General features: G+C 61.4%; 20 protein-coding genes. 14 read left to right on the top strand and 6 right to left on the bottom strand.

Annotated features, from left to right (window positions below; all coding sequences use genetic code 11):
* The first annotated feature begins 19 nt into the window (after positions 1-19).
* The gene (locus AC2FML_RS13845) at positions 20-565 is read left to right on the top strand and encodes an RNA polymerase sigma factor (protein WP_170359347.1); all 546 of its coding nucleotides are present in this window, start codon (positions 20-22) and stop codon (positions 563-565) included.
* Positions 562-2493 carry a vWA domain-containing protein gene (locus tag AC2FML_RS13840; protein WP_496783622.1) on the top strand — a complete coding sequence of 644 codons (1932 nt, stop codon included), beginning with the start codon at positions 562-564 and terminating at the stop codon, positions 2491-2493. Before AC2FML_RS13845 ends, AC2FML_RS13840 begins: the two co-directional genes overlap by 4 nt.
* A 17-nt stretch (positions 2494-2510) precedes the next feature.
* Here AC2FML_RS13840 and AC2FML_RS13835 read toward each other — a convergent pair whose 3' ends face one another.
* From AC2FML_RS13835 to AC2FML_RS13820, 4 genes are read right to left on the bottom strand one after another with little or no spacing between them, the layout of a single operon-like run.
* Positions 2511-3167, bottom strand: a complete 657-nt coding sequence (locus tag AC2FML_RS13835; RefSeq protein ID WP_496783620.1) for an ABC-type transport auxiliary lipoprotein family protein — start codon at positions 3165-3167, stop codon at positions 2511-2513.
* Positions 3164-4480 carry an MlaD family protein gene (locus AC2FML_RS13830; protein WP_496783618.1) on the bottom strand — a complete coding sequence of 439 codons (1317 nt, stop codon included), beginning with the start codon at positions 4478-4480 and terminating at the stop codon, positions 3164-3166. The genes AC2FML_RS13835 and AC2FML_RS13830 overlap by 4 nt, the downstream gene beginning before the upstream one ends.
* Positions 4481-4485: 5 nt before the next feature.
* Positions 4486-5301, bottom strand: a complete 816-nt coding sequence (locus AC2FML_RS13825) for an ABC transporter ATP-binding protein (protein WP_170341340.1) — start codon at positions 5299-5301, stop codon at positions 4486-4488.
* Between the two features lies 1 nt (position 5302).
* The gene (locus AC2FML_RS13820; RefSeq protein ID WP_170359354.1) at positions 5303-6427 is read right to left on the bottom strand and encodes an ABC transporter permease; all 1125 of its coding nucleotides are present in this window, start codon (positions 6425-6427) and stop codon (positions 5303-5305) included.
* A 197-nt stretch (positions 6428-6624) separates the two neighbouring features.
* On the opposite strand from AC2FML_RS13820, the gene AC2FML_RS13815 reads away from it, so the two are divergent.
* The 12 genes from AC2FML_RS13815 (at position 6625) to AC2FML_RS13760 (ending at position 21849) form a co-directional block, all read left to right on the top strand.
* Complete coding sequence (locus AC2FML_RS13815; RefSeq protein ID WP_496783616.1) at positions 6625-8160, top strand: sulfatase-like hydrolase/transferase; 1536 nt, start codon at positions 6625-6627, stop codon at positions 8158-8160.
* A 220-nt stretch (positions 8161-8380) separates the two neighbouring features.
* A complete protein-coding gene (gene aspT, locus AC2FML_RS13810; RefSeq protein ID WP_496783614.1) occupies positions 8381-10066 on the top strand; it encodes an aspartate-alanine antiporter in 1686 nt (561 codons plus the stop codon).
* Positions 10067-10085: 19 nt separating this feature from the next.
* On the top strand, positions 10086-11702 hold the full coding sequence (locus AC2FML_RS13805) for a bifunctional aspartate transaminase/aspartate 4-decarboxylase (RefSeq protein ID WP_496783612.1): 1617 nt from the start codon (positions 10086-10088) through the stop codon (positions 11700-11702).
* A gap of 116 nt (positions 11703-11818) precedes the next feature.
* Positions 11819-12799, top strand: a complete 981-nt coding sequence (bioB, locus tag AC2FML_RS13800) for a biotin synthase BioB (protein ID WP_496783610.1) — start codon at positions 11819-11821, stop codon at positions 12797-12799.
* Entirely contained in the window at positions 12796-13926 is a 1131-nt protein-coding gene (locus tag AC2FML_RS13795; RefSeq protein ID WP_496783609.1) for an 8-amino-7-oxononanoate synthase, read from the top strand. The genes bioB and AC2FML_RS13795 overlap by 4 nt, the downstream gene beginning before the upstream one ends.
* Complete coding sequence (gene bioD / locus AC2FML_RS13790; protein WP_496783607.1) at positions 13923-14543, top strand: dethiobiotin synthase; 621 nt, start codon at positions 13923-13925, stop codon at positions 14541-14543. The genes AC2FML_RS13795 and bioD overlap by 4 nt, the downstream gene beginning before the upstream one ends.
* Complete coding sequence (gene bioA, locus AC2FML_RS13785) at positions 14540-15826, top strand: adenosylmethionine--8-amino-7-oxononanoate transaminase (protein ID WP_496783606.1); 1287 nt, start codon at positions 14540-14542, stop codon at positions 15824-15826. The genes bioD and bioA overlap by 4 nt, the downstream gene beginning before the upstream one ends.
* Positions 15823-16440 carry a pimeloyl-ACP methyl esterase BioG family protein gene (locus AC2FML_RS13780; protein WP_496783605.1) on the top strand — a complete coding sequence of 206 codons (618 nt, stop codon included), beginning with the start codon at positions 15823-15825 and terminating at the stop codon, positions 16438-16440. The genes bioA and AC2FML_RS13780 overlap by 4 nt, the downstream gene beginning before the upstream one ends.
* A complete protein-coding gene (locus AC2FML_RS13775; protein WP_170372041.1) occupies positions 16437-17195 on the top strand; it encodes a methyltransferase domain-containing protein in 759 nt (252 codons plus the stop codon). Before AC2FML_RS13780 ends, AC2FML_RS13775 begins: the two co-directional genes overlap by 4 nt.
* A 107-nt stretch (positions 17196-17302) precedes the next feature.
* Positions 17303-19168, top strand: coding sequence for a PAS-domain containing protein (locus AC2FML_RS13770; RefSeq protein WP_437342670.1), 1866 nt, complete (start codon positions 17303-17305; stop codon positions 19166-19168).
* A complete protein-coding gene (locus tag AC2FML_RS13765; RefSeq protein ID WP_480727499.1) occupies positions 19168-19869 on the top strand; it encodes a response regulator transcription factor in 702 nt (233 codons plus the stop codon). Before AC2FML_RS13770 ends, AC2FML_RS13765 begins: the two co-directional genes overlap by 1 nt.
* A 213-nt stretch (positions 19870-20082) precedes the next feature.
* Positions 20083-21849: an ABC transporter ATP-binding protein gene (locus tag AC2FML_RS13760; RefSeq protein ID WP_170445006.1), complete on the top strand. Its 1767-nt coding sequence runs from the start codon at positions 20083-20085 to the stop codon at positions 21847-21849.
* Here AC2FML_RS13760 and AC2FML_RS13755 read toward each other — a convergent pair whose 3' ends face one another.
* Together AC2FML_RS13755 and AC2FML_RS13750 are read right to left on the bottom strand one after the other, a co-directional pair.
* Entirely contained in the window at positions 21850-23160 is a 1311-nt protein-coding gene (locus AC2FML_RS13755) for an HlyD family type I secretion periplasmic adaptor subunit (protein ID WP_496783602.1), read from the bottom strand.
* Entirely contained in the window at positions 23144-25291 is a 2148-nt protein-coding gene (locus tag AC2FML_RS13750) for a type I secretion system permease/ATPase (RefSeq protein WP_496783600.1), read from the bottom strand. The genes AC2FML_RS13755 and AC2FML_RS13750 overlap by 17 nt, the downstream gene beginning before the upstream one ends.

Genomic DNA, 25291 nt, shown 5'->3' with positions numbered 1-25291 from the left:
TTGCGTCTGAATAGTCAGAATGAGCAAACTGACCTCGGATGAAGAATTGGCCCATGCGGCCACCAACGGGGACGCGGAAGCGTTCGCGACGCTGCTTGGGCGGCACTATGACCGCGTGTTCCGGCTGGCCTTTCGGCTGACCGGCAGCGCCGAGGTCGCCGAAGATCTGACGCAGGACATATGTGCCGCCTTGCCCGCCAAAATTGTCGGCTTTCGAGCGAGTTCAAAGTTCACGACCTGGCTGTATCGGGTCGTCTGCAACGCGGCACACGATGCGCGGCGTCGAACGGCCAGCCGAAACCGTGCAGCAATCGGCTGGGGCGATGTGGAAAAGATGCGGCGCGCCGAAGCCGTCGAGACGGCCGAGGCCCTGTCATGGCTGCAACGGGCCATGCTGAGCTTGCCCGAAGATCTGCGTCAGACACTGGCGCTGACGCTGGATGATGAAATGACCCATGCACAGGCCGCCGACGTGCTGGGCGTGTCCGAGGGCACGGTCTCATGGCGCCTGTCCGAAGCCCGAAAGCGCCTGCGCGCGATCAAACAAGAGGAGCTTGCCCAATGAGTGATGAGCTCGATGATCTGAAAACACTGATGGATGCCGCAACGCCTGCAGCAGATGAAAAGCGGCGGGCCGTCAATTTGGAGCTGGCCAGAAAAAACTTTGCTGATCTCCAAGGATCCCGACCCGGTACGCGTCCCAATGTCAAGCGAGGCCCGTTGGCCCGCGTGACAGAAGGAACCAAAGCCATGTTGAATGCAATTTCGACCCGCGGCGCGCTGGCCGCTACAACAGCCATCGCTGCCGTTGCGCTGATCATGATCGTGCCGCAGACACGGGACGGTGTGCTTTCCCCGAGTTTCGATACCGAGACCCGGGTGATAGGACAGCCGCAGGCGGTTCGACCATCCGGACAATCAGACGCTGAAACGGCCGAGATGGTTCTTGAGGAACCCGTTGTCGAAGCGCCGATGGTTGTGGAAGAAGCGCTGGAACCTCTGGCAAAACGCAGCCTTCTCTCGCAAGGCCGCCTCGCCGACAGCACAGTGGCCCCTTCGGTTTCGAGCGACGCTTTTCGTCCGCCAGCGCGACCCGAGCAGTCGTCCGAAGAATTTGCAAACGCCGAAACCAACTCACTCAGGGTCACCGCGGAAGAACCGGTTTCGACATTTTCGATTGATGTCGATACCGCATCTTACGCCATCGTCAGGTCCTCGCTTCTGGCTGGTCACTTGCCCCCGCGTGAAGCGGTGCGGATTGAAGAAATGGTAAACTACTTTCCCTACTCCTATCCGGCGCCGGACGGCGCTGTGCCGTTTCAGCCAAGCATCACGGTCATGCCCAGCCCCTGGAATACCGGTACTCGACTGGTCCATATCGGCATTCAGGGAACGCTTCCGGTGATCGAGGAGCGTCCGGCGCTCAATTTTGTCTTTCTCATCGACACCTCGGGCTCGATGCAGGACGCCAACAAGCTGCCCTTGTTGAAACAGTCCCTGCGCCTGATGTTGCCCGAGTTGCGACCCGAGGATCAGGTGTCGATCGTGACCTATGCCGGCAGTGCGGGCCAAGTTCTGGAGCCGACATCCGCAGCCGACCAGGCCAAGATCCTGCGGGCGCTAGAACAATTGGACGCGGGCGGATCCACAGCGGGACAAGCCGGGCTTCAGCAAGCCTATCAGGTTGCTGCAGACATGGCCGCCGAGGGCGAGGTGACGCGAGTCATTCTGGCCACGGACGGGGATTTCAACGTTGGCCTGTCCGATCCCGAAGCTCTCAAGGAGTTTATCTCTGACAAGCGCGACAGCGGAACATATCTGAGCGTTCTGGGTTTCGGGCGCGGTAACCTTGATGACGCGACGATGCAGGCCCTGGCCCAGAACGGAAACGGACAGGCGGCTTACATCGACACGCTGGGTGAGGCCCGCAAAGTGCTGGTTGACCAACTGACCGGTGCGCTGTTTCCGATTGCCAACGACGTCAAGATTCAGGTCGAATTCAACCCTGCCCAAATCGCCGAATACCGCCTGATCGGATACGAAACCCGCGCTTTGCGCCGCGAGGACTTTTTGAATGACACTGTTGATGCGGGCGACATAGGTGCTGGCCACAGCGTGACCGCGATTTACGAAGTCACGCCGGTCGGCTCCAACGCAATTCGCAATGCACCGCTACGGTATGGAAACACCGCCCCCGCTTCGGGCAGTGATGAAATCGGCTATTTCAAGCTGCGGTACAAAACACCCGGCGACACGCGCAGCCAGTTGATCGAGCAACCGATCTTGGACGGGCAGGGCCGCCAGAAGGACGACGTGAGGTTTTCCGTCGCGATTGCAGGTTTCGGCCAGTTGTTGCGCGGCGGCACTTACCTGTCCGACTGGGGCTATGATGATGCAATCGCGATGGGCAACACGGCCCGTGGGGCCGATCCTTTCGGGTACCGGACCGAAGCCGTGACCCTGATGCGTCTGGCGCAATCCCTGTCAAAATAAAGGGTGGGCAATCCGTGTCAGTTCAACGACGGGCGCGGATTGTTGGCAGCGTGTGAATGAATCTTCCGCACGCTCCACTCAACTGCGTCGCGCATGGTTTTGCCCAAGGCGGTGTCAAAAGCGGCGACAAGATCCGGCGTCTCGTCGCTGGTCGAAACAACCGCTTCCTGGAACGAGCTTGAGGCGATGATCTTGTCTTCGAACTCGTCGATGATCTTAATGTTCATTCGCACTTCGATCTTTACGGTTTTCGAGTTTTCGGTTTCTCCGACGACAATCCCCTGGAACTCGCGCAGGTCCGGAACGATGACGTAGTCGGCGCGCAGGCCGACCGTCGAACGGCCCACGGCGGCGACGCGACCGCTGTTTTCAAAGCTTTCGACCATCAACGCCTGAACGATCAAAGGTGCTCGGTCCACCCAACGCGCGCGCGGCAGATACTGGACCTGCAGGGGCGTTGGCTGCACGGCAATCTGGTCGCTATTGACCGCAGCGGTCGCAGTGGGTTCCTGGATGACGATCTGTTTCTGCACCCGGGGCAAAGACTGCGAGAACGTGCTCTTGGGGGTCAGCAGATACAGGTCGTTCGGTTTCGAGGCCTGTTTCAACGTGCCCAGACCGGCACATCCGCCCAGCGTCGTGATTGCAAGGGTCAGAAGAAGGGGCCTGATCATTGACGGAACTCCGATGCTTGGGTGCCCAGAAGGAAACGCGCGGGGTCGCGCTCGACCTTGTCGACAAGACGGTCCAGACTGATGACAAGGCGTTGGGATTCTTCCACGAAACGAACGAATTGTGGCAGTCCGACCCGCAGGAAGTCTGAAACCTGCCGGCGGTTTTGTTGAACGATGCCGTCAATCGTTCCCAACAGGTCCGATGCCGATTGCGACGCGCTCAGAACGTCCGCTGAAATCTGGTCGATCTTGTCGGTCACGTTCGTTACCGTTTCGGCCACTTTGGTGGCGGCGTTTCGGATGTCGTCAACAACCTGTGCAACGTCTTCGTCCATCACGCGATTGGCCGAGTCGAACGCGCGTTCTGCGGATGCCAGAGTTCCTTTCGCCGTATCCATGGCCGAGGTCACCGAGTCGAGCGTTTGGTTGGCGTTGGCAAAGGTGTTGTTCACCGTTGCCATTGTGACCGCGGCTTCATCCGACAACCCGATCAGGCGGTCCGCGAGTTGCGACCCGCGCTCGATGAAGGGGCGGACGTCGTCTTCGATGACCTTGTTTGCCGTGGCCAGCGTCTGGTTCGCGCTGTCCAGTGCGGTTTTCGCCGATTCCGAGGCCGTTTTGATGCTGTTCAGCGTATCAGTTCCGGTGGTCAGCGTGGTCTCTGCGGTATCGGCCAACTGATCCAGGCGTTTGGTGAAGGCCCCGATGTCCTTTGCCGCGCCGCCCAGATCGCTGGACAGGGATTCAAAATCGTTCAGGGTCTTGTCCAGTCGACCCGAGGCCGAAGCCAGGTTGTCGAGAATGTCCGACACGGCCTTGCGATTGTTGTCATCCACCACTGCGTTCAGGTTCTCCAGCAAGGTCACCGCCTCGTCCAGGACCTTGGGTGCGCCTTCGAACAGGGATTGGATGGCGCTGCGCTTGCTTTTGATGATGCTGTTCTGCGGCAGCCGTTCGGCATCGGGCGACCCGCCCGACAACTCGACATAGCTGACGCCGGTCACTCCCAGCGACTGCAACTGCGCGATCGTGTCCGTGGTCACCGGAATGTCGGCATCAACCTCAAGCCGGACCCTTACTTTGGACGGGTCATCGTCATCCAGGTCCAGCGAAATCACCTGTCCCACGGGCAGACCGTTATAGCTGACGCCACCGGCGGCTGACAGGCCCGACACGTTGTCGAACAGCACGTCATAGTAAGCGTATTGGCGCGTGACTTCGAACTTGGCCAGCCACAGGAAGAAGCCGAACGCGCTCAGGATGCCCGCCAGTGTAAACGCGCCGATCAGGATATAGTTCGCCCGGGTTTCCATCGCCTCTACCTGTCCTGCCCCTTCTGTTGCGCCGCGCGGGCCCGGGGGCCTGTGAAGTACTCCTGCACCCAAGGGTGGTCGACCTTGGTCATGTCTTCAATCGGACCTTCCACCAGCACGCGCTTTTCCGCAAGAACCGCAACGCGGTCGCAGATCGCGTACAGGCTGTCCAGATCATGTGTTACCATGAAAACGGTCAATCCCAAGGCCTGTTGCAATTCTCCGATCAATTCGTCGTAGGCCGCGGCGCCGATGGGATCCAGCCCGGCGGTGGGCTCGTCCAGAAACACGATCTCGGGGTCCAATGCCAGCGCCCGGGCCAGCGCGGCCCGCTTGCGCATTCCGCCTGACAGCTCTGACGGGAACTTGCCGCAACTCAGCTGCGGCAGCCCCACAAGGCTGATCTTGAGGCTGCCGAGCGCCCGCATCAAGCTTTCGCTCAGACCGGTGTGTTCGCGCAACGGGGCCATGACGTTCTGAAGCACGGTCAGCGAGGAAAACAGTGCCCCGTCCTGAAAGGCCACGCCCCAGCGTTTCTCGATGCGGCGCCGGTCGGCCTCGGGACCGTTCAGCACGTCGACACCCAAAACTTCGATACTGCCTGCCGCCGGTTTGTTCAGCCCGACGATGGTGCGCAGAAGGACGGACTTGCCGGTCCCGGACCCCCCGACAATGCCCAGCACTTCGCCGCGCCAGACATCCAGGTTCAGGTCGTCATGCACCACCTGCGGACCGAACTGGTTGCGCAGATTGCGCACACGGATCACCGCTTCGCGCTGCGCGTCCAGCTTGGCGGTCGATGTCTGAGCGGATCCATCCATGTCAGACACCGATCTCGGAGAAGAAAATGGAAAACAGCGCGTCGATGGCAATGACCATGAAAATCGACTGAACAACTGACGCGGTGGTGCGTTGGCCGACGCTTTGGGCGGAACCCTTGACCTGCATTGCCTGCCAACAGGCGATCACCCCGATGACCATGGCAAAGAACGGCGCCTTGATCAGCCCAACCGCCAGATGCCAGACGCTGGTGTTCTCCTTCAGGCGCGTAATGAACATTCCGGGGCTGACGCCCAGATCGATCCAGCTCATTAGGGCGCCGCCAAAAAGGCCGGCGATATCGGCCACGAAGCCCAGTATCGGCAGCATGATCAGCAGTGCAAGAACCCGTGGAATGACGAGCACCTCGATCGGGTCCAGACCCAATGTGCGCATGGCGTCGATTTCTTCTTGCACTTTCATCGAGCCGATCGAGGCCGTGAAGGCCGAGCCGGATCGACCAGCCACGATGATGGCGGTCAGCAGGATACCCAGTTCGCGCAATACCGAGATCGAGATCAGCTCGACCACGAAAATTTCCGCGCCGAACTGTTTCAACTGGGTGGCCCCCTGAAAAGCCAAAACCACGCCGATCAGAAATCCCATCAACGCCACGATGGGCAGGGCCTTGAACCCGGTTTCCTCCATCTGTGACACGACCGCGGCGCGGCGCAGGCGCCACGGCATGATCATCGTGCGGCCCAGCCGGTGCAGGGTCAGGCCCAGAAAGCCGAGAATCGACATGGTGTCGCGCCCGGCGCCCACCGTTGATTGGCCCAGGCTCTCAAGCCAAGGCATGAAGCCTTTTGGTGGGGCTTCGGCGGGAATGTCCTTGGGAATGTTCTCCGAGACGGTTTCCAGCAGCGCGGAATGTGCCGGTTTCAACCCGTCGAAAGCCACGGTCGCCCCCATGGCTGCACAGCGGTTTTTCAGGTCCGCGATCAGCCACGCGCCGCCGGTGTCCAGTGCATCGATTTCGGACATGTCGACCGTCACATGCGCCGCATCCGGGCGGGTGGCGCGAAAGGCATCTTCGACGGCGCTCAATGACTGTGTCAGCATTTCGCCAGACACAATCACGCGCGCTGTGCCGCCTTCCTGTTCGACTGCGATCGAGGGTTTCGTCATGCCGGTATCAGACGGGAAACCGTTCCGGGCCGCAATGGCTTTGTTCAACCGGGCGGCGATTTGGGTGCGGGGGTTACCGGTTTGCACGGCCCGGGTCGCCCAAGAGGCGAGAATTGGCGCAAAACCGGTTGCCTGCCCGAGGGAACCCCGACACAGTCCGCACCGTCGAACACCAGTTTTCCAATGGGAATCACGGCATGAGCCAAGCAGGAAACGTTCTTTTCATCATCATCGACCAATTGCGGGCCGATTGTCTGCGCGGTGCTCTGGCTGATCATGTCAACCTGCCCAATCTGCGCTCCTTCATGGACGAGGCCGTTTCGTTCGACCGGCATTTTTCCGTAACCAATCCCTGCGGGCCGTCCCGCGCCTCGATCCTGACCGGGCAATATGCGATGAACCATCGTTCGGTCCGCAATGGCACGCCGCTGCGTCATGACACGCCGAACATCGCGACCGAGATGCGAAAAGCCGGCTATCTGCCGATGCTGTTCGGCTATACGGACACCTCGGCCGATCCTCGGGTTCATCATCCGAATGATCCATCGGTGAAGACCTACGAAAACCCGATGCACGGGTTTCACGAAGTGCTCGAAATGCGCCTTGAGGAGTCCTATCCTTGGCGGTCCTACTTGATGCGCCGGGGATACGAGTTTGAAGACTACTGGGATCTCTACAAGCCGGTTTCGCCGGATGGGTCGGCCCCAAAATTGAACGACCCGGCCCTCTACACGGCCGAGGACAGCGACACCGCATTTCTGACCAACGGTTTTCTGGACGGAATTGCCGCCTATCGGAACTCGGGATGGTTCGCGCATTTGACGTATATCCGTCCGCATCCGCCACTGGTGGCCCCCGCGCCCTACAACCGGATGTACGATCCCGACGCGTTGCTTTTGCCAAGCCGTCTGCCCGGCCCCGAGGACGAAAAGGCCGTGCACCCGTTCTTTGGACCCGCTCTGGACTCGAATACACCAAAAGACTGCGTGCAAGGTTTTGCCGATGTGGAGCCGACGGATGAGAACACGCAGACCCTGCGGGCCGTCTATCTTGGATTGGCAACTGAGGTTGACCATCATATCGGCCGGGTCATCCGCTTTCTCAAGGACAGTGGCCAGTACGATGACACACTGTTGGTGATCACCGCGGATCATGGCGAGATGCTGGGCGATCATTTTTCCTGGGGCAAAATGTCGGTATATGACGCGGCTTACCACACGCCGCTGATCATTCGCATGCCTGGCAACGCTCAGATGGCCGGCCAGCGTGTCGAAGTGCCGACCGAGTCAATTGATGTCGCACCCACGATCCTGGACTGGGTTGGGCAAGAGATCCCGAACTCGATGGATGGTCGATCCTTGTTGCCGCTGCTGCGTGGTGCCGTGCCTCAGGACTGGCGCCGGTATTCCTTCAGTGAGCTGGACTTTGCCGATCCGCTGACGCCCACTCAATTTCAGCGTGATCTTGGAACGGGTCACAGCAACTCGTGTCTGGGCATCCTGCGTGACGAACGCTTTACCCTGGTCGAGTTTGCAGCCGACCTGCCGCCGTTGTTGTTCGACCACCACGGTCGGGGCGAGGCCGAGAATGTCGCCGCAAACCCTGACTACGCAGCTGATTTGGCGCGGCTTGGTCGTGAAATGCTGCGCCACCGTATGCGGAACATGGATCATTCCCTTTCCCTGCATTCCGTGACATCGCAGGGGCCGAAATCAGTGCGCAGGTTCGATTGATTCAGGCGGTTGCCGACGATTTTCAAAATCTGTGCCGCCGCTGGTGGACACAGTTCCGCGCGCCTCGGACGCCAAACAAATCCAGATAATTCAATGGACAAACGGTTTCCGTGGGGTATCGTGACCTTGGAATTTCCCGCGCTGATCGCACTCGTCCGGGCCTCCGGACAACTGACGTTCAGGGTGGACTGAGCGACGCAACAAACCCGAAAGGCGCAGTATGGTCGATTGGCTGGTGAATATCCTGCAAACCTATCCGGAACTGGCTGTCTTCCTCGCCATCGGCATCGGGTTTTTGGTCGGACCAATCAAGGTCATGGGGTTCAGCCTGGGTTCGGTCACGGGCACCCTGTTGGCGGCCGTCGTGATCGGGCAGGCACAGATCAGTATCGATTCAGCGGTGAAGTCCACCTTCTTCATTCTGTTCATCTTCGCAGTTGGTTACGGCGTTGGGCCGCAGTTCATTCGCGGCCTCAAGGTTGACGGCGCGCGCGAGGTGCTTTTTGCGCTAAGTGTTTTAGCCCTGTGTCTGATCGTTCCGGTCGTGTCGGCCAAGATCGCCGGGCTCGAGCTTGGCTACGCCGCGGGCCTGTATGCCGGCTCGCAAACGATTTCTGCGGCGATCGGAGTGGCGACGGACCAGATCAACCAGTTGGGTTTGTCGGCCGAGCAGGCCAAAACCTATTCCAACCAGATCCCGGTCGCCTATGCGGTGACATATATCTACGGCACGATCGGGTCGGCGATCATTCTGGCCAAGATCGGCCCCCGCCTGATCGGTGTCGATCTGGTGGCAGCCTGCAAGGAATACGAGGCCAAGCTGAGTGGCGGCGAGGATGTCGAGACCGGAAACGGCATCGTTTCGGCCTATCGCGCGATCGAGGCGCGCGCCTTTGAGATTCCCGAAGGCAGCGAATTGCTCGGCCAGCCGGTCAAGGACCTTTTGCCCGGTGTTCGCGTCTATGCCGAACGCCTCAGCCGAGGTGGCAAGATCGTCGAGGTTGACGCGGACACGGTGCTGCAAGCGGGTGATGTCGTGATGTTCTCAGGCCGGCGCGGTGATCTTGTCGGAGCGCTCGAGCCCAGCCTCAAGGAAGCGGATGGGCCCGAGCTGCTGAGTATCCCATCGGAAAAACTGGACGTTTTGATCACAAGCAAGGACGTGCACGGCAAGACATTGGATGACCTCAGCAAGATGCCTCAGGCCCGTGGTGTGTATGTGTCCAAGCTGACGCGGAACATGATTGATCTGCCGCTGCTGCCGGGCACGGTTCTGCACCGCGGCGACATTCTGACCATTCTGGGCAGCAAGCGACATGTCGAGGCGGCCATCGCCGAAATCGGGTACGCCGACCGGCCCGTTGACACGACCGATCTGGCCTTTGTGGGCTGGGGCATCTTCATCGGGGGTGTCATCGGCACGCTTGCAATTACAATGGGCGGTTTTCCGATCAGCCTGTCGACCACTGGTGGCGCGTTGCTGGCCGGGCTGCTGCTGGGGTGGCTGCGTACCGTTCACCCGACCTTCGGTCGCATTCCCGCACCGTCGCTGTGGTTGATGAATACGCTGGGCCTGAATGTCTTCATCGCGGTGATCGGGATTTCGGCCGGGCCCGGTTTCGTGGCCGGTTTGCAGCAGGCGGGTATCGCGCTGTTGTTATGGGGTATTGTGGCCACGTCTTTGCCGATGATTTTCTCGGTTTATGTCGGGCATTACATATTCAAGTTTCACCCTGCCATCCTGTTTGGCGCCTGCGCGGGCGCCCGCACCACGACAGCTGCGCTCGGCATGATCCAGGAGGCCGCGCAAAGCCGGATTCCGGCCCTGGGCTACGGCATGCCCTACGCGATCGGAAACACCCTGTTGACGATATTCGGGATGGTCGTCGTTTTGATCCTGAGTTGATTTGGAAAGGTCTTGAGTCATGGACAGATTGAAGCTGCACGATTACGAAGCCCTCAGCCCCTTTCAGATCAAGGACGAGTTGATCAAGCTGGCCTCGGTCGAGGCGCGTAAATCCAACAGCGCCTTTTTGAATGCCGGCCGGGGCAATCCCAATTGGGTCGCCACCCGCCCGCGTGAAGCGTTCTTTGCGCTTGGCCAGTTTGCTGTGACCGAGTCGCGCCGCGTCATGAATCATCCGGCAGGTCTTGGGGGGATGCCGGCAATGGCAGGTTGCCATGACCGTCTGTTGGAGTGGGGCAAGGCCAATTCCGAGATGCCGGGCGCCGACACGCTTTTGGATGTGGTCGACCACGCCATCCGGGCCTTCGGTTTCGACGCTGACGAATTCGTGCACGAACTGACGGACTCGATCATCGGCGACAACTACCCTGTTCCCGACCGTATTCTTAAGCACAACGCCGCCATCGCCCATGAATACCTGATGTGGGCCATGTGTGCCGGGCACCGTCCCGATGCGCAGTTCGACCTGTTTGCGGTGGAAGGCGGCACGGCGGCCATGTGCTATATCTTCAAATCGCTCAAGGCCAACCGGCTGTTGAACCCGGGCGACACGATCGCCCTGTGCACGCCGATCTTCACGCCCTATCTCGAAATGCCCGAACTTGAGGATTACAGCCTCGAGTCCGTTCACGTGGAAACGGACGAGGAAGATGGGTTCCAACTGACCGATGCTGCAGTCGAAAAGCTGAAGGACCCCAAGGTCAAGGCCTTCTTTCTGGTCAATCCGGGCAACCCGTCGTCGGTGGCCCTTAGCAATGCTTCTCTGCGCAAACTCGCGGATTTGGTCGAGAACCATAGGCCGGACCTGATTATCCTGACCGATGATGTGTACGGCACTTTCGTACATGATTTCACCTCGGTCATGGGCTACATGCCCCGCAACACGATCGGCGTTTATTCCTATTCGAAATATTTTGGCTGCACCGGTTGGCGGCTCGGCGTGATCGCCGTTGCGGAGGACAATATCTTCGACGAAAAGCTCGCCGCGCATCCTGCCGAGATCAAGCAGAAGCTCGACAAGCGTTACGGCACGCTCAGCCTGCACCCCAGCGAAATCAAATTCGTCGACAGGCTCGTGGCCGACAGCCGGGATGTGGCCCTGAACCACACTGCCGGATTGTCCCTGCCGCAGCAGGTCATGATGACGTTGTTCTCGCTCTGCGAGCTGGTCGACACTAAGAAAGCCTATCAGACCGCCTGTATCGAACTGGTGCATCGACGGTTCCACCTGCTGACCGAAGCCTTGGGGATCGAGGTCCAGCCGGGCGATCACTATGACGCCTACTACGGCATCATCGACTTCGAATTCTGGCTGCGCAAATACGTCGGCGAAGAGGTCGTGGACTGGATCAAGAAGAACGTCCACCCGTTGGACATCGCGTTCAAACTGGCCGAGGACTATGGGATCGTGCTGCTGAACGGCAGCGGTTTCGATGCGCCGAACTGGTCCGCGCGGGTGTCTTTCGCCAACTTGCCGGACGAGGCTTACTCCCAGATCGGCCGCGCCGTCCGTTCGGTCGCGCGCGGTTATGTGCAGGCCTATCGGGCGGCGAACAACAAGCCACTTCACGGTTGAATCGCCGTTAGCGGTCACGGTCATTTTCTGCGCCTGTGACATCGCGGATGTTGCGTTTTTCGGCTTTATTGATAAACCCGGGTAAATCTGAATCATCGGGAAAAATTATCTATAAAATGTCGGCTACATCGAACACCTGGACCCGCGAAACCGCTCAGGCCATCTATGACCTGCCGCTGATGGATCTTCTGTATCGGGCGCAGACCGTACATCGCGAGAATTTTGACCCCAACAAGGTGCAGATGTCGCGGCTTCTGTCGATCAAGACCGGCGGCTGCGCCGAGGATTGCGCCTATTGCTCGCAATCCGCACGCAACGGCTCCAAGCTGAGCGCCTCGAAACTGATCGAGGTCGAACGCGTTCTGGCCGAAGCTCGCAAGGCGCGCGACTCGGGCTCGACCCGGTTCTGTATGGGGGCGGCCTGGCGCGAGCCCAAGGATCGCGACATGGACGCGCTGGTCGCCATGATCGAAGGCGTCAAAGAAATGGGCATGGAAACCTGCATGACCCTGGGCATGCTGGACGACACCCAGGTGGTGCAGTTGCGCGATGCGGGGCTGGACTATTACAACCACAACATTGACACGTCCGAGCGTTACTACCCCGAGGTTATCACCACCCGCACCTTCGCCGACCGGATCGACACGCTGAACCGCGTGCGCGAGGCGGGGATGAAGGTCTGCTCGGGCGGCATTCTGGGCATGGGCGAAAACGGCGAGGACCGGATCGACATGCTGGTGACGCTGGCCAACCTGCCCGAGCCGCCGGACTCGGTTCCGATCAACATGCTGATGCCGCAGGCCGATACTCCGCTGGCGGACGCCAAGCCGATCGACCCGATCGATTTCGTGCGCATCATCGCGCTGGCTCGGATCATGATGCCGAAATCCCATGTCCGCCTGTCCGCTGGCCGCAGCGACATGAGCGACGAGATGCAGGCCATGTGCTTCTTTGCCGGTGCCAACTCGATCTTTGCTGGCGACACGCTGCTGACCGCCGAGAACCCCGAGGAAAGCAAGGACGCGATCCTGTTCGCCAAGCTGGGCATCCAGCCGATGGAGGCGGAGTCCGAGGCCCGCGTGGACGCGGCCGAATGACAGCGACCGCAAGGCTGGGCAATGCGCTGAAGGTGCTGGAAACGCGCCATCGGCTGCGCAGGCTTGCGCCCCGCACGGGGCTGGATTTCGCGTCCAACGACTATCTGGGCTTGGCCGGGTCCGACGTTCTGAAACGCGCGGCGCAGGGCGCTCTGGACCGGGGTGTTCCGCTGGGGTCGGGCGGGTCGCGCCTGCTGCGCGGCAACCATCCCGAGCACGAGGCGCTGGAAGCCGAAGCCGCCGCCTTTTTCGGCGCCGAGGCGGCGCTGTACATGGGCGGCGGGTTTCAGGCCAACCAAGCGATTTTTTCGACCCTTCCTGCGGCCGGGGATCTGATCCTGCATGACGAGTTGGTCCATGCCAGCGCGCATGAAGGCATGCGCCTGGGCAGGGCCGAGACCCGTGGCTTTGCACATAACGACGTTTCGGCGGCGCGCGCGGTGCTGGCCGACTGGCGCGCGCAAGGCGGCACGGGCCAGGTCTGGATCGCGGTCGAAAGCGTCTATTCGATGGAGGGCGATCTGGCCCCGTTGACCGCCCTGGCCGAACTGGCCCGAGCCGAGCAGGCAGTACTGGTGGTGGACGAGGCCCACGCCACGGGCGTCTTCGGCCCGAACGGGCAGGGACTGGCCCATGGGTTGGACGCCGAGACGTTGACCCTGCACACCTGCGGCAAGGGGCTGGGCGCCAGCGGCGGGCTGATCTGCGGACCTTGTGAAATGATCGACACCCTGATCAACCGGGCGCGACCGTTCATCTTTGCGACTGCCCCGTCGCCATTGGACGCCGCCATCGTGCGGGGCGCGTTGCGGGCCGTCGGACAGGACCCGGGCCTGACATTGGCCGCGCGCGACCGGATGGCCCATGCCCATGCCGAGGCCGCGCGTCTGTGCGGGTTGATCGGATTTCACAGCCAGATCATGCCCGTCATCGTGGGCGAGGACGCGGCCACGATGGATCGCGCGGCGAACCTCCAGCAGCTGGGGTTTGACGTGCGCGGCATCCGGCCGCCCACGGTGCCGCGCGGCAGCTCGCGGCTGCGGGTCTCGATCACCGGCAACGTGGGCGCGCAGGACATCACGGCGGTGTTTCAGGCCATCGCCGAACAACAGGCAGGAACCGCATGACCGCAGTGATCGTGACCGGAACCGACACCGGCGTCGGCAAGACCGTGTTTTCCGCCGGGCTGACCGCGGCCCTCGGCGCGCAGTACTGGAAACCCGTGCAATCGGGGCTTGAGGAGGAGACCGACAGCCAGATCGTGGCGCGCCTGTCCGGCCAACCGGTCCTGCCCGAGACCTATCTGCTGAACCTGCCCGCCTCGCCGCACCTGTCGGCCGAGGCCGAGGGGGTCGAGATCGACCTTGACCGACTGACCCTGCCGCAGACCGATGGCCCGCTGGTGGTCGAAGGGGCAGGGGGCGTCATGGTGCCTCTGACCCGGCAGGACTATTACCTTGACCTGTTCGCCCGCTGGCAGGCACCCGTGATTCTGGTGGCCCGAACGGCCCTGGGCACGATCAACCACACGACCCTGTCGCTGATGGCGCTGCGTGGCGCCGGCTGCCCGGTGGTCGGCGTGGCCTTCATCGGCGACCCTGAACCCGGGGTCGAACAGACCATCATCCAGATGTCGCAGGTGCTCCACCTGGGACGCCTCGGCCGGATCGAGAATCTGACACCCGACACCCTGCGTCACGCCTTCGAGGCGATCGACATGGACACGATCCGAGGTGCCCTGTGACCCCGCTGGAATTTGACGCCCGCCACCTTTGGCACCCCTATACGAACGTGGCCGAACCGGGCCCGATGCATCTGATCGACCGGGCCGAGGGCGTGTATCTGTACCGCGAGGACGAGGCGAAGATGATTGACGCGATGTCCTCGTGGTGGTGCGCCATCCATGGACACCGCCACCCGGCGATCACCGCCGCCATGCAGCAGCAGCTGGACAGGATGCCCCATGTCATGTTCGGCGGTCTGACCCACCGGCCGGCGATTGATCTTGGCCGCAAGATGGTGGCCCTGCTGCCCGAGGGGCTGGACCGGATCTTCTATTGCGACAGCGGCTCGGTCTCGATCGAGGTGGCGATGAAGATGGCGGTGCAGTTCCAGATGGCCCATGGCCGCACCGACAAGGTCGAGTTCGCCACGATCCGCGGCGGCTATCACGGCGACACCTGGAAGGCTATGAGCGTCTGCGACCCCGTCAACGGCATGCACGGGCTGTTCCGCGGCGCGCTGTCGATCCAGCATTTTTTGCCGCGCCCCTCGGTACGTCTGGGCGACGATTGGCCCGAGGACCCGTCGCAGAACGGGCTCGACGCTCTGGAACAATTGCTGCGGGACAAGGCGCACCGGCTGGCTGCGCTGGTGCTTGAACCGGTCGTGCAGGGCGCGGGCGGCATGTATTTCTATCACCCCGAGTTTCTGCGCCGGGCCAAAGCTCTGTGTCAGGCCCACAATGTTCTGGTGATCTTCGATGAAATCGCCACGGGTTTCGGCCGCACCGGAGAGTTGTTTGCCGCCACCCATGCGGAGGTGACACCGGACATCATCTGCCTGGGCAAGGCGCTGACGGGGGGACATGTCTCTTTCGCTGCGACCGTGACCACCGAACAGGTGGCTTATGGCATCGGCAACAGCGAGGCCGGCGTGTTCATGCACGGCCCCACCTACATGGCCAACCCGCTGGCCTGCGCTGCCGGCATCGCCAGCCTGGGGCTGCTGGAAGACGGCGGCTGGCAGGCCCGTGTGCGGGCCATCGAGGCGCAGATGAAGGCCGAACTGGAGCCAGCGCGGGGCCTGCCCGGCGTGGCCGATGTGCGGGTGCTGGGCGCCATCGGCGTGATCGAGATGGAGCACACGGTCGATCCGCGCATTGCCCATCGGCGGGCGCCGGAAACCGGTGTCTGGCTGCGTCCCTTCGCGCGCAACATCTACTGTATGCCGCCCTATGTGATTTCAAGCGACGAGCTGAGCCGGGTGACGGCGGCCATGGTCGAACTCGCGCGAGGCGACGCATGAGGCGGCACTGGCTGAACCGAGACGGCGCAGCGCAGTTGACGCTGGTGTTCGGCGGATGGGCGCTGGGGCCTGCGCCGTTTGCGGGCCTGACCGGGGCGGCGGATGTTCTGGTGGTTGACGACTATCGCAACCTCGATGACGCCCTGCCCGAAACCGGCGATTACGACACGGTCCGGCTGCTGGCCTATTCTTTCGGGGTCGCGTCGGCCGCGCATTGGCTGGCGGGTCACGGGCTGACCTGCGCCCGCAAGGTTGCGGTCAACGGTACGCTGTTTCCGGCGGATGCGGACCGGGGCATCGCGCCCGAGACGGTAGCAGCCACGGCCGATGGTCTGAGCGCGGCCAGCTTTGCCCGGTTCTGCCGCCGGGCCGGGCTGGATGGCCCCGCGCCCGGGATCGGTTTCGCCGCGGCGGCCGAGGAACTGCGGGCCATCGCGGCGCGCGGACCTGCGCCCGATCCCGGGTTCGACCGGGTCTGGATTTCCGCCTCGGACCGCATCGTGCCGACGGCCGCGCAGGAAATGGCCTGGGGCCAATCGGACACCGTGCGCCGCATCCCCGGCCCGCACCAGCCTTTCGCGGCGGGGCAGACCTGGGCGGAGTGGTTCGCATGAACGCCATGCCGACGGACCGCATCCGGCGCAGTTTCAGCCGCAGCTTCGGCAGCTATCACTGCGCCGCTGGCCCGCAGGCCCGGATCGCCCGCGCGTTGGCGCAGCGGCTGGTCGATCTCGGGGCACCCCGCCAGTTTGGCACCCTGTTCGAAATCGGCTGCGGCACCGGCCATCTGACCGAGGCGCTGCACCAGCAGTTTTCGTTCACCCGGTCCACGCTCAACGACCTGATGGCCGAGGCCCGGGACACCGCGCGGCGATGGGGCGCGGATTTCCTGCAAGGCGATATCCGAAATGTGACATGGCCTGCGCTGCCCGACCTGATCGCCTCGGCCTCGACGGTCCAATGGCTGGACGATCCGGCGGCGGTGGTTCGCCGCGCGATGCACGAGGTCGCACCCGAAGGCTGGGTGGCCATTTCGGGATTCGGCCCGGACCAGTACGCCGAGCTTTCCGCGCTGGGGTCGGCCGCCCGCGCGCCCGGCTTGTGCGCCCCTGATGATCTGGCCGCAGGCATCGGCCCCGAGGTTGAAATCCTTGACCTGTGGCAGGATCGGCAACCGCTGTGGTTCGACACGCCGTTGGACGTGCTGCGCCACCTGCGTGAGACCGGGGTGAACGGCCGTGCGGCGCAGGTCTGGACCCGCGCCGACCTGACCGATTTCAGCACACGCTATCGCGCCGCGTTTTCCGGCCCCGAAGGCGTGCGCCTGACCTATCACCCCGTCTGGATTATCGCCCGCAAACCCGGTTAGGGGCCAACCGGTCGCATCCGGCCCCCCTACACCTGCCCGAAAACTGGTGATAGGCCTGTGCCCAGGGGAGGATCGGCTTGGACATTTCCGAACAGCGCATCAAAGAGATGACCACCGCAGGGCTGAACCTGATCGGTCAGGCCCTGTCGATCTATGACGACAAGCTGCGCCTTGTGGTCAGCAACAAGCGCTTTCAGGAAATGTTCGACCTGCCCGAAGCCCTGGTGCAGCCCGGTGCGCTGTTCAGCGACACGATCCATTTTCTGGCCAGCCGGGGCGAATATGGCCACGATCAATCGGTCGAGGATCTGGTCAGCGTCCGGGTCGAACAGGCCTTGGCGTTCGAGCCGCACTACATGGAGCGCGTGCGCCCCAACGGACAGGTGATCTCGATTGAGGGCGCGCCGCTGCCCACCGGTGGCTGGGTTGCCGTCTATACCGACATCACCAGCACCAAGCGGGTCGAAGAGCTGCTGCGCAGCCGGTCTGAGGAGCTGTCGGACCAGTTGCTGAGCCATGCCGAAGAGCTTTCGGCGACCAACCGGCAACTGGCGGCCACGATCAGCGCGCTGGAAGAGGCCAAGCGCCAGCTGACCGAGATCGAAGCGCGCACCCGCATGACCACCGAGATGATGCCGGCCCATATCGCGCATCTGGATGCTGAGGGGCGGTACGACTATTCCAACCGGCGGCTCAGTTCGGTCCTGCCGGGGCGGCCGTCGGACATCCTGGGGCTGCACATCTCGCAGGCGCTCGGCGCGCATGCCTACGAGCGGGTCCGGCCGCATCTGCAACAGGCCTATGGCGGGCAGGCCTCGGTGTTCGAATTCACCGAGGATCAAGATTCGCGCCGTATCCGTGTTTCGTTCACGCCCGATGGCACGGGCGGCGTCTATATCATGTCGGTGGACATCACCGAGGAAACACAGGCCCGCGTGGCCCTGCAGCAGACTCGACGCCGGGCGATGGCCGCGCAAATGACCAGCGGGCTGGCGCATGATTTCTCGAATCTGTTGACCATCATCCTGGGCATGCAGGCCAAACTGGAGAAGATGGACCTACCCGAAGACGCCGCCGAGCTTGTCGCAGCAACCCAGCAGACCGCGCGGCGCGGCGGGCAATTGCTGAACCGCATCGCCGACATGACCGGCAATCGCACTCCGCAGCCACAGGCCACCGACATGCGCGGATTGCTTGAGGATCTGCGGGTGCTGGCCTCGCCTTCGCTTCCGCGTGGGGTGGGGCTGTCGGTGGTCAACACCCTGCCGGACGAGGCGCTGATGCTGGACCCGGGCATGGTTCAGGACGCGTTGTTGAACCTGGTGCTGAACGCCCGCGACGCCTGCGGCAGCAGCGGGCAGATTACCATCAGTGCCCATGCGATCGGCCGGATCTGGGTGGAAATCACCGTATCCGATACCGGTCCGGGGTTTTCGCCGGATGCGCTGGACAAGGCGTTGAACCCGTTTTTCACCACCAAGGGCAGCAAGGGGTCGGGGCTGGGCCTGCCGATGGTCTATGACACGGTCAAGCTGGCAGGCGGAGACCTGCAACTGCGCAATACGCCCTCGGGCGCATCCGTGATGCTGCGGCTGCCCTACCGGCCCGCTCCGCCTGTCCAGTCGGGCCTGGCGCTTCTGGTCGAAGACAGCGACGACTTGCGCCACCAGTTCCGCGACATGCTGGTCGATCTGGGCCTGTCGGTGATCGAGGCGACCTCGGCGGATGAGGCGCTGGTCCTGGCCACCAGCCTGGACGATATCTCGGTGATCCTGTCGGACATCCGGCTGGAGGGCGCTGCCACCGGCATTGATCTGGTCGAACGGCTTGCTCTGCCAATTCCGGTGATCCTGATGACCTCGCTACCCTATGATGACCCGCTGCACCGTCAGGCTCTTGCCAAGGCGCCGGTCCTGCGCAAACCCTTCACCCGCGCGCAATTGTCCGCGCTGATCCGAACCGAGGCCGCCTGATGACCCAACCCCTGGTGACCATTCTGGACGACGAACCCGAGATCCGCCGGATTCTGACCGAAGCGCTGGAGGATGCCGGGTTTAGAACGCAGAGTTTTGCCCGCGCCCGCGAATTCGAAGCGTCACTGAAACGGGTTACGCCGGATGTCTGCCTGGTGGACTTGTCGCTGCCGGATACAGACGGGTTGGCGCTGGTGCATCGGCTGGCGCTGGAACAGGGGGCGGCGGTCATCATCATCTCGGGGCGGGCACAGGTACAGGACCGGGTGACGGGGCTGGAGTTGGGGGCAGATGACTACATCACCAAACCCTTTGACCCGGCTGAGGTGGTGGCCCGCATTCGCGCCCGTCTGCGTGCGCCCAAGGCACAGCAACACCATTCGGATGTGGCTCGGTTCAACGGCTGGACTGCCTATTTCGATCGCTATGTGTTGCTGTCCGATACCGGCGCTGAAACACCGTTTAGCCATGCCGAAGGCGAAGTGTTGCGGTTGTTCCTGGAAAGCCCCAAACGCCTGATCAGCCGCGCGCAGATGCAGGAAACACTGGGTGGCGCAGCCGTTGAAAGCTTTGACAGGGCGATGGACGTGCGTATTTCGCGCCTGCGCACGAAGCTTGGTGAAGACCCGAAAAACCCGCGCCTTATCAAGACGATATACGGCGCGGGGTATATTTTTCTGGGGGATGTCGCATGGGATTGACCAATTCCGCCGGTTGAATTCGACTTGCACGACGCCGAACCAGACCACTGGTGACGCGGTCTGGTTTCTTGGGCTGCCTCTGGAAATCCGGCTGAAGTGACCTTAACTTCTGCCGGCTACACTTTGCGGTGCGGTATTGAAGCGCGTAACTATGGCAGCTTGCAAACTCTGCGCTGACGCGCAAGAAAGCGTCAGCTTGATTTGGAGACCCTTATGATCAGGAAAACCTGGGCCAAGTGGCGATCCGGCCATATCGGTCGGCTGGTGGGCGACAGCCTGCGGGCACAAGGCAAGAAATATGCGGTTGCCATGTTTGCCATGATGATCGTCGCCGCGACCACCGCAGGGACGGCTTGGATGATGGAAAACATCGTCGATGCCATGACGTCGCCTGACATGCGGTCTCAGGTTCATATCATAGCGTCAGCAGTAATCGTGCTGTTCCTGGTCAAGGCGCTGGCTTCTTACGTCCAGTCCGTGTTTCTGGCTCGCGCCGGCAACCGCATCATCGCCGAGCAGCAGGAGAAGTTGTACAAAAAACTGCTTCGGCGTGGGGTGGATTTCTTTTCCAAAAGTGAGTCTTCGGACCTTCTGATGCGTGTGACCCGGGGCGCGTCGGCCGCGCGGACGCTGGTCGATGTGATCGTGACCACGTTCGTTCGGGATGCGCTGACGCTCGTGGGTCTCATCTTTGTGATGGTTTATCAGCAGCCTGTGCTTTCGGGGCTGTTTTTCATTGTTGGGCCGGTCGCGCTGCTGAGCGTGCGCTATCTTTTGAAAAGCGTCCGCTCGATCATGCAATCCGAGCTCAAATCACTGGCCGAAATCATCCGGGTTCTGCAGGAAACATCGGCCGGGATCAAAATCATCAAGGTCTTCGCACTCGAAGATCGAATGACCGAGCGGATGAACTCGGCCATAAGAAGCGTTGAAAAACGCTCGAACGAAATTGCCAAGCTGCAGTCCATCGCCAGCCCAATGATGGAATTTCTGGCCGGTGTAGCCGTTGCCGGCGTGTTGGTCGTCAGCACAATGGGAATTGCCGGAACTGAACCGCCGACCGCGGGTCAGCTGATGTCCTTCATCACGGCGCTTCTGATGGCCTATGAACCGGCCAAGCGGCTGTCCCGGATGCGGGTGACCATCGAATCCACGTTGGTTCCGATCGAGATGATGTTCGAACTGCTGGATCAGGAAGACCCAATGCGCGAAAGCCCGCAACCCCAAGAGCTGCGGTCCGGTCCGGGCGAGGTACGCCTGCGGAACGTCACCTTTGGCTACAGCGGTGGTATGCCGGTGATCAATGGGATGAACCTGACCTTCGAGGCCGGAAAAACAACCGCCTTGGTGGGGCAGTCGGGTGGAGGCAAGTCTACCATCTTTGGCCTCATCATGCGGTTCTACGATCCTGACCAAGGCTATGTCGAGATCGACGGACAGAATTTGCAGGATGTCAGCTTTGCCTCCCTGCGGCGCAAGATTTCTTATGTTGGCCAGGATACGTTTTTGTTCTCCGCGACGGTCATGGAAAACCTGCGATATGCCCGTCCCGATGCGACCGAAGACGAGATTCGCGATGCGGCCAAAGCCGCGCATGCGCATGACTTCATCATGTCGCTTCCCAAGGGATACGACACCGAAGTCGGAGAGAACGGTGCGTTTCTGTCGGGAGGGCAGAAACAGCGGTTGGCCATTGCCCGCGCCATTCTTCGGAAGGCCGAAATTCTGCTGCTCGACGAAGCGACCAGCGCGCTGGATGCCGAGTCCGAGGCTCTGGTGAAGCAGGCGTTGGATAAACTGACGGAGAACGTGACCACGATCGTCATCGCTCACCGGCTGTCGACCGTGCTTGAGGCAGACAAGATCATGGTTGTTCAGGACGGTCAGGTGATCGAACAGGGCAAGTTGGATGAGTTGATGGAACAGAATGGCAGCTTCCGCCGCCTGTTCGATCAGCAATTCAAGACACCGGCTGCATAATCAATCCCGCAAAGCCTGGTTCTTTACCTTGAGAACAGGCTGGATGAGGTAGTCGAGAACGGTCTTCCGGCCGGCCAGAATGTCAACTTGTGCGATCATCCCCGGAATGATCTCTACTGCCAAGCCATCGGCGTCCAACAAGGTGCCGCTGGTTCGGATTTCGACGACGAAGACTTCCTCGTCCTGCCGCTCTGACCTTGTAATCGTATCCGCACCGATGCGAACAATTTCGCCATCCAGCGCGCCGTATCTGGCAAAATCATAGGCGGTGATCTTGACCTTGACCTGCTGACCCGCGCGCAGGAATGCGATGTCGTCAGGGCGGACATAGGCTTCGACCAGCAGGTTGTCGTCCAGCGGAACGATTTCGACAAGATCCTCGCCGCTGCGGGCCAAACCGCCCAAGGTCGTGCGGTGGATTCGGTTTACGATGCCTCGGACTGGCGCACGAACCTGCGCGCGCGCCGCGCGGTTCTCCAACGCGGGCAGGGCGGGCTCAAGCGCCGCAAGCTGCGCAGTGGCAATGGCAAGATCGGTCAGTGCCGCGCTGCGAAACCGGCTTTTGGTAGCCGTGATGCGGTCATCGATTTCACTCAGCCCGGTTTCCAGACGGTTTGCAGCGGCCTCGGCTCTTACCTTGCGCCCCTTCCATTCCGCCTCGCTGCGTCGCAGGGCCAGCAGAGTTGTTGCAGGTTCCATCTTGCGGCGGACCAGAGGCTCCATCAAAGCGCGCTCTTCGGACAGGACCTTGAGTGTTTCTTCTGCAGTGACCCGGTCCACCAACCCCTCTTCCAATTCGCGCTGCCTCTGCTCACGTTGGCGTTCCAGAATGGCGATCTCGTCGGCCAACTCCGATTTTCGGCCGAGATACAGAGCCGTTTCCGAGCGAACGACGTCTGGTGCTTGTTGCACAAGCTCGGGCTCGAACCGCAAATCGGATCCGTCGATTTCGGCCTGCAATCGCTTAATACGCGCCCTTAGTCCCAATGCCCGTTGCCGCTCGGCGTCCAGCTCGCTGCCGATTTGTGTCGCGTCCAATTCCAGCAGCAAAGCGTTCTTGTCGACGATCTGACCCTCTTGAACATGAACAGCTTGAAGAACCCCAGGTTCGGTTGCTTCGATCACCTGAACGTCGCCAGAAGGCACAACGCGACCGTCCGCGCGAACCACATCGTCCAGTTCGGTGACGTAAGCCCATACGCCGGCGGTCAGCATGCAGCCCAACACGGCCAGCAGCAATACCGAACCGCGAAACCCCGAGCCGCCGTTCATCTCGCGGGCCAATTTTTCAAGGTCAGGATGCCGCGACATTCATGTGCCTCCGCGCGTCTTTGGCTCGTTTGGTGAGAACTGACTTGACGGCGTCAACGCCCACTTTGCCGTTTTCGATCACGATGACCCGGTCGACCAGTTCCAACAGACTGGCCCGATGCGTAACGATGACCATAGTCGTATCCGCGGCCGCAGCCTTCAGCCGCTGAATGATGTTTGCCTCGTTCTTGAGATCCATCGCGCTGGTGGGTTCGTCCAGCAACAGGACGGGCGGCTGCCCGATCAATGCCCGGGCTAGGGCGATCGTCTGACGTTGCCCGCCCGAGAGCCCCTCGCCACGTTCGGCCAGCATCAGATCGTACCCGCTGGGATGCCGCGATACAAAGTCTTCGACGCCCGAAATGCGCCCGGCCCGGATTAGATCTTCGTCGCGCGGGCGGACCGCACCGGCCATAATGTTTTCGCGGACCGAGCCCGAAAACAGCCAAATATCCTGCAGGACCGACCCAATGTTGCGCCGAAGGTCCCCCGGATCAATCTGGCGGATGTCAATCCCATCCAAAAGAACCGAACCGATACGGGGCTGGTACAATCCCAGAAGCAGTCTTGCGATGGTGCTTTTTCCTGATCCGATCCGGCCGAGAATCGCAACTTTTTCCCCCGGTTTGATGTCGAAGGACACGCCTTTCAGTGTGTCCTCATCCTGGTCTGGGTAGGCGAAATACACGTTGTTGAACGTGATACGCCCTTTGAAGTTGGAGCGGCTGATCCAGGTGCGCCCCGACGGCCGCTCACTGTCGGCTTGCATCATTGCGTCTAGGTTCCGGTATGCACTGCGCGCCTGGTTGAACCGGGTGAGGGTTTGAGACAGCTGGCCCAACGGTGCCAAAGCCCGTCCGGTCAGCATCACTGAGGCGACCAAAGCGCCCATGCTGGTCAGGCCGTCCGCTATCAGAAAGACACCGTAAAACACGATCAGAACCTGGGCCGCCTGCTGCGTGAAACCGGTCAGGTTCAATGCGAATTGAGTGATGGCACGCGACCGAACACTGTTGCCGGATTGTCGTTCGATCGCCTCTTCCCAGCGTCGCCGCATCGTGCCGGCCGCAGTGGTCGTCTTGATCGTTTCCAGACCGGCCAGAGTTTCGATCAGCACGGATTGCTTTGACTGGCCATCCAAAAAACTGCGTTCCGCCAAGCGGGACAAAAGCGGCTGAATGGCGAGCCCGGCGATCAGCACGACTGGTACGGCGAGAGCTGGGATCAGAACCAGCGGTCCGCCGACCATGTAGATCGTAAGCAAAAACAGACCGATGAACGGCAAATCAACCACCATGACCAGCGTAGCCGACGTGAAGAACTCGCGGAGTGTTTCGAACTCACGCACCGTGTTCGCCATGGCGCCGGTTGATCCGGTTCGGGACTTCATCTGGATATTCAGAAGTTGATCGAAAACACGCCGACCCATCAACATGTCCGCATTCTGTCCTGCCCGGTCGATGAAACTGGCGCGCAGGATCTTCAGCACAAAATCAAAAAACAGCGCGATGCCGACACCGATGGTCAATGCGACCAGAGATTCCACGGCTTCATTTGGCAGAACCCGGTCATAAACGGTCATGATGAAAACCGAGGTTGAAAGCCCCAGAATATTCGTCAGAGCCGCGGCCAGAGCAACCTGCAAGTACGACCAACGATTGGCCACAAGCGCTGATCGGAACCAGTGACGGCTTGGTTGGCTTGGGTTGTTTTTGATTTCCTCGGAGTATGCTCGACGAAACAACATCGCATAGCCGGAATAGACGGTGTCGAGCTGGCATTCATCCATCTCACCAATGCTGTCTCCAAGCTCTGGGTCGTGGATCAACAGACGGCCAGACTTCGAACGGCCATGGTAGACCACGGCCCGCTGGTCCTCGAGCAACAGTATCGCCGGTGCGAGGCTGGGATCAAACTCCGACAGCCGGCGCGGCCCGAAGCCCGCCTGCAATCCATGGTCATGGGCCAGTGCGATCGCGTCCTGCACCTTCAACCCACCAGAGACCGAGGATTGGGCCGCCAAAAGGCTGGCTTTGGTCAATGGTCGGCCAAGCTCTGCCGCCACATGCAGCAGACATTCCTCAAAGTTGGTGAGGGGCAGGGATGTAGGAGGCTGGCTGCGTTGGGTCAT

This window comes from Ruegeria sp. BHSC029, assembly GCF_059613085.1.
Note: the sequence above shows the minus strand (reverse complement) of the source record. Positions and strands in the feature narration are given on the sequence as shown.

Excerpts from the sequence above, each read along its gene's own strand:
- AC2FML_RS13845 (WP_170359347.1), top strand. The coding sequence starts at position 20 with ATGAGCAAACTGACCTCGGATGAAGAATTGGCCCATGCGGCCACCAAC.
- AC2FML_RS13840 (WP_496783622.1), top strand. The coding sequence starts at position 562 with ATGAGTGATGAGCTCGATGATCTGAAAACACTGATGGATGCCGCAACG.
- AC2FML_RS13835 (WP_496783620.1), bottom strand. The coding sequence starts at position 3,167 with ATGATCAGGCCCCTTCTTCTGACCCTTGCAATCACGACGCTGGGCGGA.
- AC2FML_RS13830 (WP_496783618.1), bottom strand. The coding sequence starts at position 4,480 with ATGGAAACCCGGGCGAACTATATCCTGATCGGCGCGTTTACACTGGCG.
- AC2FML_RS13825 (WP_170341340.1), bottom strand. The coding sequence starts at position 5,301 with ATGGATGGATCCGCTCAGACATCGACCGCCAAGCTGGACGCGCAGCGC.
- AC2FML_RS13820 (WP_170359354.1), bottom strand. The coding sequence starts at position 6,427 with ATGACGAAACCCTCGATCGCAGTCGAACAGGAAGGCGGCACAGCGCGC.
- AC2FML_RS13815 (WP_496783616.1), top strand. The coding sequence starts at position 6,625 with ATGAGCCAAGCAGGAAACGTTCTTTTCATCATCATCGACCAATTGCGG.
- aspT (WP_496783614.1), top strand. The coding sequence starts at position 8,381 with ATGGTCGATTGGCTGGTGAATATCCTGCAAACCTATCCGGAACTGGCT.
- AC2FML_RS13805 (WP_496783612.1), top strand. The coding sequence starts at position 10,086 with ATGGACAGATTGAAGCTGCACGATTACGAAGCCCTCAGCCCCTTTCAG.
- bioB (WP_496783610.1), top strand. The coding sequence starts at position 11,819 with ATGTCGGCTACATCGAACACCTGGACCCGCGAAACCGCTCAGGCCATC.
- AC2FML_RS13795 (WP_496783609.1), top strand. The coding sequence starts at position 12,796 with ATGACAGCGACCGCAAGGCTGGGCAATGCGCTGAAGGTGCTGGAAACG.
- bioD (WP_496783607.1), top strand. The coding sequence starts at position 13,923 with ATGACCGCAGTGATCGTGACCGGAACCGACACCGGCGTCGGCAAGACC.
- AC2FML_RS13780 (WP_496783605.1), top strand. The coding sequence starts at position 15,823 with ATGAGGCGGCACTGGCTGAACCGAGACGGCGCAGCGCAGTTGACGCTG.
- AC2FML_RS13775 (WP_170372041.1), top strand. The coding sequence starts at position 16,437 with ATGAACGCCATGCCGACGGACCGCATCCGGCGCAGTTTCAGCCGCAGC.
- AC2FML_RS13770 (WP_437342670.1), top strand. The coding sequence starts at position 17,303 with ATGACCACCGCAGGGCTGAACCTGATCGGTCAGGCCCTGTCGATCTAT.
- AC2FML_RS13765 (WP_480727499.1), top strand. The coding sequence starts at position 19,168 with ATGACCCAACCCCTGGTGACCATTCTGGACGACGAACCCGAGATCCGC.
- AC2FML_RS13760 (WP_170445006.1), top strand. The coding sequence starts at position 20,083 with ATGATCAGGAAAACCTGGGCCAAGTGGCGATCCGGCCATATCGGTCGG.
- AC2FML_RS13755 (WP_496783602.1), bottom strand. The coding sequence starts at position 23,160 with ATGTCGCGGCATCCTGACCTTGAAAAATTGGCCCGCGAGATGAACGGC.
- AC2FML_RS13750 (WP_496783600.1), bottom strand. The coding sequence starts at position 25,291 with ATGACCCAACGCAGCCAGCCTCCTACATCCCTGCCCCTCACCAACTTT.